Annotated in this window: 12 protein-coding genes; 2 read left to right on the forward strand and 10 right to left on the reverse strand. The window is 68.0% G+C overall.

Annotated features, from left to right (window positions below):
* Position 1 precedes the first annotated feature (1 nt).
* The 3 genes from ACYVOK_RS18535 to ACYVOK_RS18545 form a co-directional block, all read right to left on the reverse strand.
* Positions 2-2,875 (reverse strand): glycosyltransferase, encoded by a 2,874-nt coding sequence (locus tag ACYVOK_RS18535; protein WP_460663695.1) that lies wholly within the window; start codon positions 2,873-2,875, stop codon positions 2-4.
* A 446-nt stretch (positions 2,876-3,321) separates the two neighbouring features.
* Positions 3,322-4,275, reverse strand: a complete 954-nt coding sequence (locus ACYVOK_RS18540; RefSeq protein WP_460663696.1) for a hypothetical protein — start codon at positions 4,273-4,275, stop codon at positions 3,322-3,324.
* A 683-nt stretch (positions 4,276-4,958) separates the two neighbouring features.
* Positions 4,959-6,596, reverse strand: a complete 1,638-nt coding sequence (locus ACYVOK_RS18545; RefSeq protein ID WP_460663697.1) for an MFS transporter — start codon at positions 6,594-6,596, stop codon at positions 4,959-4,961.
* Positions 6,597-6,699: 103 nt separating this feature from the next.
* On the opposite strand from ACYVOK_RS18545, the gene ACYVOK_RS18550 reads away from it, so the two are divergent.
* Complete coding sequence (locus ACYVOK_RS18550; RefSeq protein WP_460663698.1) at positions 6,700-7,239, forward strand: CGNR zinc finger domain-containing protein; 540 nt, start codon at positions 6,700-6,702, stop codon at positions 7,237-7,239.
* A 69-nt stretch (positions 7,240-7,308) separates the two neighbouring features.
* Here ACYVOK_RS18550 and ACYVOK_RS18555 read toward each other — a convergent pair whose 3' ends face one another.
* From ACYVOK_RS18555 to ACYVOK_RS18575, 5 genes are all read right to left on the reverse strand, one after another.
* Positions 7,309-8,148 carry an alpha/beta fold hydrolase gene (locus ACYVOK_RS18555; protein ID WP_460663699.1) on the reverse strand — a complete coding sequence of 280 codons (840 nt, stop codon included), beginning with the start codon at positions 8,146-8,148 and terminating at the stop codon, positions 7,309-7,311.
* Between the two features lie 135 nt (positions 8,149-8,283).
* Positions 8,284-9,894 (reverse strand): LuxR C-terminal-related transcriptional regulator, encoded by a 1,611-nt coding sequence (locus ACYVOK_RS18560; RefSeq protein WP_460663700.1) that lies wholly within the window; start codon positions 9,892-9,894, stop codon positions 8,284-8,286.
* A gap of 76 nt (positions 9,895-9,970) precedes the next feature.
* On the reverse strand, positions 9,971-10,804 hold the full coding sequence (locus tag ACYVOK_RS18565) for an ABC transporter permease (protein WP_460663701.1): 834 nt from the start codon (positions 10,802-10,804) through the stop codon (positions 9,971-9,973).
* On the reverse strand, positions 10,797-11,612 hold the full coding sequence (locus ACYVOK_RS18570; RefSeq protein WP_460663702.1) for an ABC transporter permease: 816 nt from the start codon (positions 11,610-11,612) through the stop codon (positions 10,797-10,799). Before ACYVOK_RS18570 ends, ACYVOK_RS18565 begins: the two co-directional genes overlap by 8 nt.
* Positions 11,612-12,505: an ABC transporter ATP-binding protein gene (locus tag ACYVOK_RS18575; RefSeq protein WP_460663703.1), complete on the reverse strand. Its 894-nt coding sequence runs from the start codon at positions 12,503-12,505 to the stop codon at positions 11,612-11,614. Before ACYVOK_RS18575 ends, ACYVOK_RS18570 begins: the two co-directional genes overlap by 1 nt.
* Positions 12,506-12,990: 485 nt before the next feature.
* Here ACYVOK_RS18575 and ACYVOK_RS18580 point away from each other — a divergent pair, with 485 nt between their 5' ends.
* The gene (locus ACYVOK_RS18580) at positions 12,991-14,016 is read left to right on the forward strand and encodes a M14 family zinc carboxypeptidase (RefSeq protein WP_460663704.1); all 1,026 of its coding nucleotides are present in this window, start codon (positions 12,991-12,993) and stop codon (positions 14,014-14,016) included.
* Positions 14,017-14,090: 74 nt separating this feature from the next.
* On the opposite strand, the gene ACYVOK_RS18585 is transcribed toward ACYVOK_RS18580, so the two are convergent.
* Together ACYVOK_RS18585 and ACYVOK_RS18590 are read right to left on the reverse strand one after the other, a co-directional pair.
* Positions 14,091-15,008: an aminoglycoside phosphotransferase family protein gene (locus ACYVOK_RS18585; RefSeq protein ID WP_460663705.1), complete on the reverse strand. Its 918-nt coding sequence runs from the start codon at positions 15,006-15,008 to the stop codon at positions 14,091-14,093.
* Positions 15,009-15,097: 89 nt separating this feature from the next.
* Positions 15,098-15,412, reverse strand: a complete 315-nt coding sequence (locus ACYVOK_RS18590; RefSeq protein WP_460663706.1) for a hypothetical protein — start codon at positions 15,410-15,412, stop codon at positions 15,098-15,100.
* Between the last annotated feature and the right edge of the window lie 272 nt (positions 15,413-15,684).

Raw genomic sequence — 15,684 nt, forward strand, 5'->3', positions numbered from 1 at the left:
TTCAACGCTTCATGTCGGAGGCCTTGATCCGGTCGCGCTCGGGAGCTTTCGCCGCGTCCTTCTTGACGGTGCGCCACTTCGTCTGCGGGGGCTCCGGCGGGCCGGGGATGAGCTGACGGACGGTGGTGGCGCCGGGGGCCCATGCGGCGTCGGGCAGCTTCCCCATGACGTCGGCGTACACCGACCGGATGACCTCGGCCTGTGCGGCCCAGGAGAACCGGTGCTGCAGCTCGGGGTCGTCGGCGATTCGCTTGGCGATGCGGTCGCGGTCGGCGAGCACCGTCCAGACCGCCTGCACGAGGCTTTCCACATCGCCCGCGGTGTAGACCGCGCCGAGGTCGAGCTCGTTGACCAGGTCGGCCTGGGCCGGGGTGTCGCTGGTGATGATGGGCAGGCCCGCGGCGATGTACTCGCAGAACTTGTTCGTCACCGCGATGTCGTGGTTGGGCGCGTGCAGCAGCGGGCTGAGGCCGATGCTGGCCGAGCGCAGGTACAGCGGCACGACCTCGGCATCGACGAACGGCGCCAGGTGGACGCGGTCGCCGACGCCCAGTTCGACGGCGCGGGCCTGCAACTCCGCGGTGACGGAGTTGGCCCGCGCGACGATCGCGAGGTGGACCTCGGGCAGCTGCGGCAGCGCCTCCACGACCGTCCCGACGCCGCGGGCACGGTTGACGCCGCCGCCGTACACCAGCAGCGGCACGTCCTCGGACAGCTGCAGATGCTCGCGCAGACCCGTGACCTCGGCGTCCTCGGGCGGCTCGACCGGCGCGTTGAGTACGACGTCGGGCAGCCGGGCCAGCTTGTGGTCGCGCTGCAGCCAGCCGGCCAGCGGCTCGGACACCGTGATGACGCGGTCGGCGTCGCGGATGAACTCGCGCTCGAGGTCGGCGTACGCGGCGACCCGGCGCGGGGCCACCACCGGCACGCCCGGGATGTACTCGTGGGCGTCGTAGATGATCTTGATGGTGCGCCCGTCCAGAGCCGCCCGGTGCGCGGCGCGCGCCGCGATACCGAGCATGAACACGTCGTGCACGTGGATGACCTCGATGTGGAGGCGGTCGAGCAGCGGGCCCAGCGTCAACTCCTGGTCGACCAGCTCAGGCATCACCCGCCGCCAGCGGCCCGACGGCAAGTGGCGATAGAGGGTGAGCAGCCACTCACGCCGCTTGCCGATGCCCATGTCGGTGAGGTCGACCTGTTTCTTCGCCCGCCGGACGAGGTACGCCCGGGCGTGCAGGATGGCGCGGCGCAGCCGCAGCGACCGCCAGCGCGCCGCCCGCTGCAGCCGGTCGAGAGCCGACCGCCGGACCGGCACGGACGAGCCGGACTCGCCGCCGGTGCGCTCGCGGTCGCGGCGGTCGCGGCCGCGGTCACCGCGCAGCTCGCGGCTCGCGTATTGCCAGCGGCCGTAGGCCCGCGTGTACTCGGCCTCGGTGCTGAACCACGGCTTCAGGTTGGCCTTGAGGCTGGCCTTGAGGTTGGTCAGCCGCTTGCGCCACCCCGTGACCAGCACCTTCGACTGGATGGGCGGGCACAACACCTGCACCTTGCCGAGCTGGCGGACGCCCCGGAGCCTGCGTCCGGGGATGCCGATGCAGGTGACGTCGAGGTCCCAGTTGGCCACCGTCTGCGCGTACTTGAGCACGCGGGCGTCGACGACGATGTCGTTCCCGGCCATCATGACGACCTTGGGCCGGATCCAGGGCGGCCTCCAGTCAGCCGGCACTGTGCTCGGCTGCTCGACGAACGCGGCCAGCGCCTCGGCCGACCGGCGGCCGTCGTGCACCTGCTCGACGAAGACCGGCCCGCGCGCGGCGACCTCGCGGCTCCGCTCCGGGTTCGAGATGAGGTCGAGCACGACCTGCTCGATGGTGTCGGGCGTCGCACCGACGATGGGCAACTCGAGGCCGGTGTCTGCGGCCACCCGGTCGCGGACATGCTCGGCGATGTGGCCCACCACGATCCGGCCCGCCGCCATGGCCTCGCACGCGGCGACGCCGTAGCTGCCGACGCGGAACTGGTCGAGGACGATGTCGGCGTCGCGGTAGACGGCCGGCATATCCGCCGGGTCGACGCCCTCGACCCGGCGGTAGGTGATGAGGCCGCGCTGGGCCAGGCTCTCCATGATGGGGTCGATGAGCTCGGAGCCCTTCATGGCCGACTTGCTGGGCGCGTGGGCCACCACCGGCTTCTCGTGCTCGAGCACCGGGGCGTCGCTGCGCCAGGTGTCGACGTCGACGACCACCGGGCACCAGACAGCGTTGGGGACATAGTCGAGGAGGTCGGGCGTCGAGACGTACACCGGGCCCGGGTACGACGTGAACAGCTCGACCCCGCGGGTGGCGTTGCGCTCGAGCAGCTCGACGGTCTCGTCCTCGAGGTCGGGGAACGGCGACCACGGTTCGGTCTCGACGTGCCGGCTGGGGATGCGGACATCGGAGCCGTGGGCAATGAGCCCCACCTGCAGGCCCTTGGCGAGCAGGTACGGAATTTCGCCGGACGCGTCCGGTCCGTACAGCGGGCCGAAGATCGGCCGCGCCGCCTCGATCAGCACGTGCGTGTAGTTGCGCACCACGTGGTTGTAGAAGTTCAGCCGCCATCGAGGGTTGCGCCGGTACGTGCGCGCCGGAACGCCGTAGTCGACCGGGTAGTCGAGGACTCCCTTGAAGAAGGCGAACGAGGTCGCCTTCGTGCTGGGCACCCGCTCCTCGAGCGCGCGTGCCCAGCGGGTGCCCTGACCCGCGAAGTTGGCCGGGCCCACCAGCAGCCGGACGGGTGCGTCGAGCCGCGCCGGCATCCCGTCCCGGGTGGCCGGCGCGCTGCCCGGGGGTGCCGGCTGGTTGTTTCGGCGCTTGCCTGTGTTCTGATCCACGGCGTTGTCCTACGCCCCCTCACAAAATTATGGACTATACCGGTATGGAGACAGGCTGTCCCCAAGGCCTGTGCGGTTGGTGGTGTTCATCCCCTCTGCGTCCGGGGGGCCAAGAGGCTCGCCCGGATTCAATAGATAGATGCAGCGAACATCCCGTTTAGTTGCATGGCGCGTCCGAGAAGTTCCGCTGGTAAGGACCCCGTCACCCCTTGTATCAAAGGGAGTCCCCAGTCCGGATCCCGTTCGTTGCCATCGGCACGCACGCGAAACCCCACCGAGCCGTCCGGTACGCCGTACTCCGCTCAGGGGTTCCCAGTACTACGCCGGCACCACTTTCGTTGAGCGCCAGCCCGGGGCACCCGGGACAGAGAAGCCCGGGGGCGCCGCAGTCGCGGCGTCCCCGGGGTTGGAGTTTCTGCCTCAGCGGGTGGCTGGAACCGCTGGGGTTACTCGCCGACCAGCTGGTCGTAGTGCGTCGTGAAGGACACGTGGTTGACGCCGTTGAAGACCGCCGGGATCTTGCCGTACGACGTGATCGCGGTGGCGGTGCCGTTGGCCTTGCTCATGGCGTACTGGTAGCCGGCCTGGGTGTTGTGGTCGACAGCGACGACCAGGGAGCCGCCGCGGGTGCCGCAGCCCTGGACGACCAGGGACTCGTAGGCGGCCCAGCCGGTGCTGCGGATCAGCTTGACGACCGGCTTGGCGGTCGCGGTGACCGGGATCCGGATGGTGTAGAGCGCGCCGGCGTTGGTGGTCATCAGCAGCGTGTCGTAGGTCGCGGTTTCGCTGATGACGGTCATCGCCTTGAAGCCGCGGAACCCGGGGAAGTAGCCGAGGGACCGGAAGCCGCCGTTGACCTGGGCGTAGCGGTACAGGTTGCCGTTGGTGTTCAGGCCGTACAGGTAGGCGTGCCGGGGCTGCGCGACGCTGTAGTTGGACGTGGCGATCGACTTGAAGCTGGTCCAGCCCGACCCGATCCGCTTGAAGGTCGGCACCGGCGGACGGTCGCCGTCGAGCGGGATGTAGGTGGTGTGCCGGTACAGGTTCCCGCTCTGCAGGAACAGGCCGTAGAAGTAGAGCTGGCTGCCGGTGGCGTTCGACGCCAGGTACCACGTCGCGTTGGCCCGGGTGCCCACGAATTTGAACGGCTCGTACACCTCCGCCCGCGGCGGCCTGGCCGGCGTGACATCGATCTCCTGCACGGTGGCCGACGCGGTGGGCACGCCGACCCAGCTGACGCAGGGTTCGGCGGTGGCGGCAGCCTTCACCGAGTTCGGCTGGGCGGCCTTGCTCGACAAGTACGGCTTCGGGTCGGTCTGGCCGACCGCCGGACCGGAAGCGGTGGTCGCGGCGAGCAGGCCGAGGCCGGCCGCAGCAAGCGCAAGGCGCTGCAGTTTCATCAAAGGAGTCCCCCTCCAGAACTTCCGTCTCGAAGACTTCGAGACCCGGCAGACTATAACTTGTCCCCGGCCCCCCGCGGTGACCGTTTCCACTCTGTGCAACGTCCGCCTCGCCCGCGACCCGCGTACGCTGAACCTCCGCCGGCGTGCTGCAGCATCACCGCCGGCGATTTCCTCCCGGTTGGTGCCACCGTCGGCAAGAGGCTCGGCCTGGGCCAGCAGTCGGCTGTGCCGCTGGCCGACCTCGTAGTACGTCTCGACGTCGCCTTTCGGCCGAGCGACCTCTCCTCTGCGCGCACATGATGGCGTACCTTGAAGGTCCCCCCAACGTGTGGCGCCTTACCCCCCGGCCCACACGGGACGGGTGCCCCGACCCCTGGGCCGGGGCACTCCGTTCGCACCGAGGCCAGCGGCACGCGCCTCCTGTCCGGAATCGGACACTCCTCGGGTCATATGTAGACCCCGGCGCTGCAACTGTTTGAACGCCGGGGCCTCGAGCACCCGGATTCTCGAGTCTCCGGGGCTCTTGCGACCCCGGTACCCGGTAGCAATGCATCGATGCGTCCCCCCGCGGCATTCGGCGGCGAACTGCTCGAGCCTCTGCAGGAATCGCCCCGAACGGCAAGCTATCTGCCGAGGTCAGGCTCAGTCGGTCGAGATCTGAGCGCCATGGCCGCCGACATTTAGCTGAGGATCTGCGCGCGATCGGCGTCTTCCGGTGGGGCCGTATGGTCGCATCCGCGACGCTGGGTTCGAGGAGTAGGCGAACCGCCATGCTGCTGTGCGAGGCGCTTGGGTCTTCGGTGCCCCTCGGGCCTGTGACGGTGGAGGGTCACCGCGGCCGTGATCGCGGAGCCGATCATCAGCGTGGTGGTGATGATTCCGGCTAAGCGGAACCCGTGCAGGAAGGCCGCGCGGGCGGAGTCCATGAGGTCCGCGCCGACTGCGGCGGGTAGACGTTCCGCCACCGATGCCACACCGCCAAGTGTGCGTTGAGCGGTCTCGCGTAGTTCGGAAGGCATGGTCGGCGGCAAGGAGTCGGCGATGGTGTGCCGGTAGGCGATGCCGACGGTGCTGCCGAGGACCGCGATGCCGAACGCGCCGCCGAGCTCTGCGCCCGATTCCAGGATTGCCGCGGCGGAACCCGCTCGGCTGGGTGGGGAAACAGCGACGGTCAGGTCGGCGGCCAGGAAGTAGACCGGGGCCAGGCCGATCGAGAACACCACAGAGCCTGTCACCACCGGCCAAGGGCCCTCCGTCCCGGCATGGGTCATGATCCCCAGCCCGGTCGCGGTGATCAACAGGCTGATCGTCAACGCCGGCGGCGCCGTCAGGCGGTTGGTGATCGGTGGAGCGATGAGCGATGTCAGCAAGAACGCGACCGTGCCCGGGATGGTCAGGAGGCCGGCTTGCAGCGGTGAAAGACCGAGAACCAGTTGCATGTACTGGGCGGTGAGTAGTTGCGTGCCGTAGAGCGCAAAGAAGGCGAGGGTGTTTGCGGCCAGTGGAACGGTGAACAGGGGCCTGCGGAACAGCGCGGGATCTAGTACGGGGTCGGGCCGCCGTTGCCGGTGGAAGAAGAGGCCGCCGAGGACGAGTCCAACGGCCACGGCAAGAACGGAGTGGGTGTCTGGACCGCTCTCGGCGGCCTGCTTGAGGCCGTACACCACGGCCAGTACGGCGCCGAGTGACAGCGCGGCGCTCAAACCATCGATGGGCTGGCGTCCACTGCGTCGCAGCTCCGGCAACAGCGCGCGTCCTGCGGCGAGTAGCAGGAGCATCACCGGTACGGCGACGAGGAAGACCGAGCGCCATCCGAACCTTTCCAGCAGCAAGCCGCCGACCAAGGGTCCGACCAGACCGCCGACGGCGAAGCTGGCCGTCCACAGGCCGAGGGCGGTCCGCCGCTGCTCGGGATCCCGGAACATCTGGCGGATCAGCGACAGGGTGGACGGCATCAGCGTTGCGCCTGCCGCACCGAGCAGGATGCGGGCCGCGATCAGCAATTCGACTTGTCCGGCGTACGTCGCGAGGACCGATGCCGCGCCGAACAACGCGGCTCCCGTCAACAACAGCCGACGTGGCCCGAACCGGTCGGCGACGATGCCCATCGGGATGAGGAGCGCGGCGACGACGAAGGCGTAGCTGTCCACCACCCACAACAGCTCGGAACCGCTCGGTCGAAGGTCGACGACGAGCAGTGGGACCGCCAGGTTCAGGACGGTCGCGTCCATCGACACGACCATGCACGGCAACGCGAGTACGCCGAGGCCCACCCATTCGCGCCGGGTGGCCACTGTCGGGTGATCGTCCATCCGCATGCGACACCACTTCGCTGTAACGCCATTCTCCCGTTCAACACGTTACGCCCTGAGGGGCGTGGATGCAACGCCTTCACAGCTCTCATTGCGTTACACTGGCGGCGTGACAGTGGAGGTGGAGCCAATGCCGTTGGACACGCTCGTGCAGCTGGTCAACGGTTGGGGCACCGTGCCGCGGGAAGCGGGACGGCGAACGGACTTCCCGCCGATGACGGCGACGGCCCGTCGCGGCGGCGTACCCCAAGAGGTCGTCGCAGACTTGACCGATACCGAGCTTGAACGAGTCGCGAACGCGTTGTTCCCGGTCTTCGCCGCCGCGGACACCAGCGAGCGCGTCGAAAAGGTCGCCGACTTGCTGAGCAAGACGCCAGTGCGGCCCCATCTGCAGATGGACGCCGAGCGAATTGAGCCGGCCTGGCTCGTGCAGGACCGCCAAGACGCGTTGCTGGCCGCCGCCGCGCTGGCGTTGCGAACCCAACTGGCCGAGCACGAACCAAACCGCCTCGGAATCTGCGCGGCGGACGGCTGCGCCGACGCCTACATCGACGCATCGCCCGGCGCCCACCGGCGGTTCTGCTCGATCACCTGTCAGAACCGAGCCCGGGTGGCCGCTTTCCGGCGACGGAGCAAGTCCGCCCAGTGAGGAAGGGGCACTTTGGTTAGCGACCGTTACTGGGGTCGCTGTCTGGGGTGGTCGACACTCGGAAGGCGGTCAGGCCGGTTGGCGGATCGACTCGAAGAAGGAGATCAGGTTCTCGGCGAGCGGCATGGGGGCGAACAGCGGGGCGAAGTGCCCGAGGCCTTGCAGTTCGCGGATTTGCGCGTTGGCGAGGTGCTGGGCGATGTGCCTTGCCGTATTGACGAACCAGTTGGCGAGCAGCGTCTGCTGGCCCCGCAGGAGCAGGACCGGTGCGGCTACCGTCTCGAGCACCTGGGCGTCAGTGGACCGGGGCCCCTTGTAGGCCGCGTCCTGCTGGACGAATCGCAGCATCGCCGGGACGCAGCCTGCCCATCGCTCGTAGAAGTCCTTCTGCTCCAAGGCGGCGAGCTCATCGCCGGTGCAGATCCAAGGGGCGAACGCGCGAACCGCATCCACGAGCCGGCCTTCGGCAGCCGCCGTACCCACCTGCTCCATAGTGGCGAACGTACGGGCGAGGTCGTCTTCTCGCATCACCGACACCACACCCGGCTCGTACACGGCCACGGCGGCCACGGACCCGCTGCGCGCGGCCGCGCCGAGCACCCACGCCCCACTGCCCGACCAGCCGACCAGGCAGACCGGTTCGCCGATGCTGTTCACGAACGCAGTGACATCCTCCTCCAGGCGCCTTGGCGAGTGGTCCGGATTGTCGCCCGAGAGCCCTCGCCCGCGGGTGCTCGGCAGATAGCAGGTGAACCGGTCGGTGAGGTAGGGAAGCAGTGCCTCCCAGGCGATGTCGCCGTCCCCGATCCCGCCGTGGACCAGGACCAGCGCCGGCCCCCGTCCCCGTACTCGTCCGGCGATCTCGGTGCCGTCGGCAGAAACGGCTCGGTGGATCCGCTCGTCAGTCATGGTGGTCTCTCCTGAACGATCGCCGCGCCGCTGCTCGGTGCGTCTACCGGGACGCTAGGCCGCGCGCCGCCGCGCCGGCATCGGCGCGATTGACCAACTCGCGTCGGCCGATCTACGCGGTTTTGCGTAGCCGCCTCACCGGCTGACCGTCAGCCCGTGGTCGATGGCGTAGCGCGCGGCCTGGGTCCGGGAGGTGAAACCGATCTTGTGGAAGATGTTCGTCAGGTGCCGGGCGACCGTGCGGTCGCTGATATGGAGCCTCTCGCCGATCTCCCGGTTGGAGCGGCCGTCGGCCACGAGTGCCAGCACCTCGCACTCGCGTCGGGTCAGCCCGTCGGGCGCGTCCGGCACCGGCCGGTATGCTCCCAGCCGCCCGTACGTCGTCTCCGCCCGCGCGATCTCCGCGGCGGCGGACGCCTCGTCGCCGAGCGCGCGATAGGCCGCGGCGAGCCGGACACAGGTTCCGGCGGCGTCGTACGCCGCGCCGAGCTCGTGCCAGCGCCGACAGGCGTCGCGGAGCACCGGGAGCGCCTCCTCGGCGCGGTCCTCGGCCAGCAGCACCGCGCCGCGCGCGGCGGCCGCCATGGCCTCCAGCCCCGAGGTGGCGTACGTCGACGCCGTCTGCGCGAGCTCGGAGGCTGCGGCCGCCGCCTCATCCAGCCGTCCCGCGGCGACCGCGATCTCGACCGCGGCAGCACACAGCGGAGCCCTGCGCAACGGGTCGGAGCCGACCGCGGCCACTGCCGAGCGCACCGACGTCGCGGCACCCGCGGAGTCACCCTCCTGGAGCCGCAGCAGCGCACGTCCCGGCTGCGGATCACGCCCACGGGCGTGTGCCTCGTCGTACGCTTCGGCGGCGCTCGGGTCGCCGCGCAACCGGCGCGCCTCGGCGACGACGTACCAGGCCTCCGCGGCGTAGTCGAGCCGGTTGGCGTCGAGGTCCGCGCCAACTCGTAAAGCGTTCCGCTCGGCCTCGTCCCATTCGCCGCGGAGCAACTGGAGGTGGGCCCGATGAACCCGGCACAAGCTCCCGAACGCCACGGCCGCGGGGAAGGTGGTCAGCCACTGCTCGGTCAGGTCGATCCAGCGGCTCATTCGTCCGATGTCGGCGACCTCGTGACAGGTCGCGATGGTGTGGCAGTAGAGGGTGCCCGATGTGAACGGGTCGAGCCTGCCGTCCAGGACGGTGACCATCGCCTCGTCGAGCAGCTTGAGTCCGTCGACCACGTGTCCGGACCTGATCAGGGCGCGGCCTTCGCCGTTCAGGCCCAGAGCCACCAGGTCGGGCCGGCCAAGCTCGCGGCCGAGATCCTGAATCCGGCGGGCTGCTTCCACCGCCGCGGCCAGGCGCCCAGCCTGGAGACTGCCTTCCACCTCGGTCAGGTGCAGCAGGTACCCGTGCACCGGGCAGTCCGGGACTCCCTTCAGGAGACGTGCGGCGCGGCCGATCCAGCCCATACCCTGCGGCTCGTCGCCTCGCGCCACGTGGAAGATTCCGAGCACCATGGCGGCCCACGCGGCCTCGACCGGCCGGGAGTCGGCCAGGAAGGCTTCGCACGCAGCGGCGTTCAACCGCAGGTTGTCCTCGATACGGCCGAGCCACCACACCGCATCCGCGTACGCGGTGAGGTCGTTCGCGGTGAGCCGCTCGGTCGCGACCACGTCGAAGTGCGCCGCCGCGCCGGCCCAGTCCTGTACCGCAAAGGCCCTCCGCGCCAAGGTCAGGTCGTCCGTCTGCTCGTCCACCCGAGTCCCCTCGACGAACAGCAGGCTACTGTACCCGGGGCCGGCAGGCCGGTCCTGCTGGCATGCGGCTTACGGTTCAGCTGCCTGGGCTGTTGTATGTGCGGGTCATCCGGTTGAAGAAGGTGAGGCCGATGGTGAAGACGACCAGGCCGCCGCACGGTGAGATGGTTGCCAGCCAGGCAGGTATCGGTAGCTCGTCGGTGCGTCCGAGAAGGACTGTGGCCGGCAGGTAGGCGATGAATGCCATCGGGAAGACGAAGGTGAGGGAGAGGAATCCCCAGCGGTTGAACATGGTCAAGGGATAGCCGCTGAACCGTGTGATCGTGTCGTCGGCGAGTATCCGGAGCGACGTGGTGGACGTCATCCGGAAGGACAGTCCGGCGAGGAAGGTCTGCAGGCCGGTTTCGATGAGTCCGCCACCGATCACTGCGGCGATCAGGAAGGCCACTTTTCCTGGTGTCCAGGAGACCGAGGAGTGGGGGGCGAAGATCGCCAGCGATCCAAACCCGAGGAGCGCGTCGCCGAGGGCCATGAGTGGCGCGTAGCGGGTCAGGAGCTGCAAGTAGACCCCGGCGGGGCGAAGCAGGTATCGGTCGACATCACCCTGCTGGATCGCCTGGTCGATCGAGAACAGCGCACCGAACGGCACCACGTAGAACGCGTGCGCGGCCAGCCGCATGGCGAACAGGAAAGCTATGTCGTTCAACCGCCAGCCCTGGATGACCTCGAACTTCGACAGCAGCACCCCGAGGAACAACAGTTGCGTGCCCTGCAGCGCAACACCGCCGATGATGGTCGACAGAAAACTCACGCGGTAGGCGATCGCCGCACGCCAGCCGGCTCGCAACAGGATCCGGCTCGCGCGCAGATCCTCCCTGACAGCGGACCATGCCCTGACACCCTCAGCCACCGAGGACCACTACCTTGTGGATGGCTCGTCGCCAGACGAGGTGCAGGAGCAGGACGAGCACCAGCACCCAGCCGAGTTGTACGGCGAGCGTGCCGAGCAGGTCGGCTCCTTGCCTGGTACCGAACCAGATGGACAACGGCGCGTAGATCTGCGCCTGGAAGGGGAGCCAGCTGATGATCGGCCGCAGCCATCCGGGCATGAACCAGAGTGGGATCAGGGCTCCGGACAGGAACGCCGACGCGAACCTGTAGAGGATCATCGGGCCGCCGATCTCGAGCGTCCAGAAGGCAATCATCGACACCAGCAGATTCAGGGTCAGGATGTTCCCGATGCCGAGCACCATCGAGGCGGCCCAGGCCAGCGAGTCGAGCAGTGAGTGCGGTGCTTGTACGCCGCCGAGGGCGAAGCCGGTGATCAGACCCGCTGCCCCGATGGGCAGCCTGCCCACCATCGTGCCGACGGCCTCGGCCAGGTTCTGGCTGATCAGCGATCGCGGCCGCATCATGTCCACGCCGATCTGACCTCGCCGAATCCGCAGCGGGAGCGACGAGAACTGCCACGGCATCACGGTGGCCTGAATACTGGTGGCGAGCACGGCGTACGCCACCGCGGTGGAACTTCCGATCCCCGCTACCTCGTCGCGACCGTCGTACAGAACACGCCAGACGACGACGGTCAGGGTGGCCTGGATGACCAGCCCGGCGATCCCGAACAGGAGGTCTGCCCGATAGGCGAGGACCGACCTGTAACCGGCCCGGTAGAAGGCGCGAAGCCCGGTCAGGCGGGTGCCCAGCGTGTCGATCGGCATCAGCGATCCGTTACGCGTGCAGGCGCCGATGTCCGTTCCGTGTACAGCCGCCGGATCACGTCCTCGAGGTCGGGCTCGATCAGGGACAGGTCGGTGATCGGGTACCGCGAGGTCAGGTCGTGGACGACCTTCGGTGCGGCTGTCGTCTCCGGGTGAAACCGCAGAGTCGCCGTGAACTTGTCGGCCGAGACGACCTGCGCGAACGGGGACGAGATGGTGGCGGCGTCGAAGTCGGTGCAGTGAACCACGATGTCCCGACTGGTCACGTACCTGGCCTTGAGCATCTCGACTGTGCCCTCGTACAGGATCTTGCCGTGATCGATGATCACCACCCGCTGGCAGAGTTGCTCCACGTCGTCCATGTCGTGCGTGGTCAGGATGACCGTCGTACCGCGGTTCGCGTTGATTTCCGCCACGAACTCGCGGATCTTGCCCTTGGCAACGACATCGAGGCCGACCGTCGGTTCGTCGAGATAGAGGATCGTCGGGGCGTACAGCATGGCGGCGACGAGATCGCCGCGCATCCGCTGACCGAGCGACAGCGACCGCACCGGGGTGTCGATGAACTCGTCCAGGTCGAGTATCTCGGTGAATTCCGCGAGCCGCATCCGGTAGGTCGCCGGATCCATGCTGTACAGATCTCTGATGATCTCGAACGAGTCTCGTAACGGGAGGTCGTACCAGAGTTGGGTGCGCTGGCCGAAGACCGCGCCGATGGCGCGTGCGTTTCGCCGCCGATCACGCCAGGGAACCTGACCGGCGACGGTGACCGTGCCCGTCGTCGGGACCAGGATGCCGGTGAGCATCTTGATGGTGGTCGACTTCCCGGCGCCGTTCGGGCCCAGGAATCCGATCAACTCACCTTCGTCGATGTGGAAACTGATCGCATCCACCGCTCTCGTGACCTTGCGAGTCCGAGTGAAGAGTGATCTCGTCCCAGCGAAACGCCCCGGTCGCACATCAGGACGCGAGAATTCCTTGCTGAGGTCGGAAACTTCGATGATGGGAGGCACTACCGGCGCTCCCTCTGCCAGGGGCCGGTGCCAGAGAGTTGCGGAGCGGAGGGTCCTGTCACGCGTGCATCAAACCTTCCGATGACAGCAGGTCTCTCACAGCGGAACCTGCGGGCGACGTCGGTCCGTACGGCCCCGAGGGACGCGCTCGCCGGCTAGCGCCTGCCGGGGTCGCTGGCCGCCGGACGACCATATCAGTCGCATCGAGCTGGACACACGGGGTTTTCGCCGCCGAGAGGGCCCTCCGCAGATCGCACTGTATGGCCACTACCCGGATCTAGCGGAGGCTGAGTTATTGCACGTTGGCAATGGCGTTACTACCGTCGGGCGCACAGCTTCAGACGCCGTTCCGGGAGGTGCCCGCCATGCGCCGATTGATCCCTTCGTTGCTTGTGATGAGCCTCGCTGTCGCGACCACGCCTGCGGCGATCGCCGATCCACAAACCATTCCGAACGGCCCGTGGGTGCAGGACTCCCAGCACGTCAGCTTGCAGCGCCTGCATTCGTACGACGAGATGGTGAAGGCGCTGCGGCAGATCGAGCGCAGCTCGAAGGGCCGCGTTTCGCTCGAGACCGTGGGTCGCTCGAACGAGGGTCGTGATCTGTACCTGGCGAAGGTCGGTACCGGCCCGACCAAGGTCCTCTACATCACCCAGCAGCACGGCAACGAGCCCCTCGGCACCGAGGCGGCGCTCCAGTTGCTGCAGCGGCTCGGCAACGGCGGCGCCGCCTGGGACGCCGTTCTCAGCAAGCTGACCCTGCTGGTCATCCCGAAGGTGAACCCGGACGGTTCCGAGCGATTCCAGCGGCAGAACCACGACCCGGACTGCTCGGGTGCGTTCTGTACGCCGGGCGTCGGTTTCGACGTCAATCGCTGGCACGACCCGGCCATCCCACCCGAGGCGAACCCTGTGCCGGAGGCCGCGGCTGTGCAACGTGTCGCGATTCGGTACCAGCCGCGGATGGTCGTCGACTACCACCACCAGGGGTCCTATCGCAGTGCCGACGGCGATCTGATCACTGCCTCGATCTTCTGGCCGAACCACCCGGACACTCCGGCCGAGGCGGTCGCGCTCTCGCGACAGATGTGCCTGGTCATCTTCGACACGCTGATGCATTACGGCTTCGCCGAGGTCAGCCAGTACCCGGGCACCCTGCCACGCGGAATCGCGCGCAACTCCTACGGGATCCGAGGAGCCGGCAGTGTCCTGGTCGAGTTGCGCGGCGACATCGGCCAGAAGAGTTCCGGGATGCTCGTCCGTACGGCGTACGCGTCGATGGCAGCGCTGCTGGAGTCGATCGCCGAGGGCTCGGTCTTCGCGCAGGATCCGGCCCGCGCGGACACCATCCCTCTGCGCGGTGAGTTCGTAGACAACCCCCACGAGGAGTAGGAGCAGGCCCGCGGCCACCTGACTGCCGGCGATCGGTCACATGACAGTCACCACGCACCGAGCGCTGCATCAGGTCAGTGCTCGGCAGCGAAGTCGGCGAGGATGTCGGCGATGAAGGGGTGGGCATCGCGCACGGCGGTGGGATTGCGGGTTCGGTAGTAGGGGATTGCGATCATCTCCAGCGACAGGACCCAGCCGCGCGCGCGGGCCCAGGTGTCATGGTCGACATCCATCGCGTCCCGGAACGCCCGTCGTGAGTCGCCCTCGAACAGGTACCACGCGGCCAACAGATCACCTGCTGGGTCCGCGGCCCACGCAGTACCGAAGTCGATCACCGCGGTAAGTTTGCCGTCGGCCACCAGTACGTTGCCGGCCATCAGGTCGCCGTGGATCCACTTGGGCGGGCCGCTCCAGGTGTCGGCTGCCAGCGACGCCTCCCACGCGGCAAGGACGAGCCCGGTATCGAACTCCTCTCGCAACTCGTCCAGCGCCTCGCGAAAGAGCGCGTCACGCGGCGCCAGCGGCGTACCCCGACTGAACGGGTCGTCCGGAGGGACCGGCGCACCGGTCGTGTCGACCGTCTGCAAGCAGCGAACGAACTCGGCAAGCTCGCGCGCCGCGGACATCGGGTCGGTGAGCCGATCCGGGTGGAAGGGCTCACCCTCCAGCCATCGGTACACGCCCCAGCTGAACGGATAGCCCGCGCCAGGCGCACCGAGAGCCAGCGGCTCGGGTACGGCGAGTGGAAGATGAGGGGACAGACGAGGCATCCAGGTCAGGTCCTTCTCCACCTGACCCTGCGTCCGCTCGGTACGAGGCAGCCGGACAGCCAGGTCAGCACCCACCCGAAACGTCACGTTGTCCGTGCCCGACGATGCGACGTACTGAATCGGACCGTCTGCCCACTTCGGGAACTGCTCGGTGAGCAGACGCGCCACCAACGACGCGTCGATGTCCACCTCGTCATCGTGCAGCTTGGCCACCTCACGCATGCCCACGGAGTCTCACACCCAACCTCCCAACGGTCAACGGGATTCGGCCGCGAACGAGACCAGGCCGTCTGCGGAGGTCGGCGTTGGCGTCACCCGAGTACGACTAGATCGGAGGGCGCCTGTCCTGCATGGAAGTAGTCGATGTTCAAACCGTGATCACGGAGCTGGCTCGCGAGGACGGCACCGGCGCGAAGCCATGCCTCCGCCGATGCGGTGTCCGTAAAGCCCGAACTCCGGGGGTCCGACCGGTTGAGCGTCGCCGTGTACTGATCGCTCCACTCGGTCAGGGCGTTCGCCAGCTCGCCGGGAATCGGAAGGTCGAACGGATCGACATTGTTTAGGCCATCCTGCGATTCCCACAGTGGGTAGCACTCGTAGTCGGCCATGAGACGAAGCGGGCTCACGCTCCGAATATAGCGGGCCCGGAATCAGGACCGGCAACGCGGAATCGGCAGCACGCATGGTCAGACCAGCACTGTTATCGACTACTTGTTGTTGTTGGCGGTTACGACACCGCCGGGTGGCCGGTTGATGACAGGCCGCAACTTTCGCGCTGCGCTCGCCATCGAGACTGGCGAAAGACCTCCGACGAAAGGACGTCATGATGGCGATGCGCACTACGGCGCTGATCCTCGGCACGGCCACCTTGCTGACCGGTGCCGTCGTACCCACCGCT

This window comes from Kribbella swartbergensis (assembly GCF_054784135.1).

What these genes read in the sequence shown, in the direction of transcription:
- ACYVOK_RS18540 (WP_460663696.1), bottom strand. Translation starts at nt 4,275, where the DNA reads ATGAAACTGCAGCGCCTTGCGCTTGCTGCGGCCGGCCTCGGCCTGCTC.
- ACYVOK_RS18545 (WP_460663697.1), bottom strand. Translation starts at nt 6,596, where the DNA reads ATGCGGATGGACGATCACCCGACAGTGGCCACCCGGCGCGAATGGGTG.
- ACYVOK_RS18555 (WP_460663699.1), bottom strand. Translation starts at nt 8,148, where the DNA reads ATGACTGACGAGCGGATCCACCGAGCCGTTTCTGCCGACGGCACCGAG.
- ACYVOK_RS18570 (WP_460663702.1), bottom strand. Translation starts at nt 11,612, where the DNA reads ATGCCGATCGACACGCTGGGCACCCGCCTGACCGGGCTTCGCGCCTTC.
- ACYVOK_RS18580 (WP_460663704.1), top strand. Translation starts at nt 12,991, where the DNA reads ATGCGCCGATTGATCCCTTCGTTGCTTGTGATGAGCCTCGCTGTCGCG.
- ACYVOK_RS18585 (WP_460663705.1), bottom strand. Translation starts at nt 15,008, where the DNA reads ATGCGTGAGGTGGCCAAGCTGCACGATGACGAGGTGGACATCGACGCG.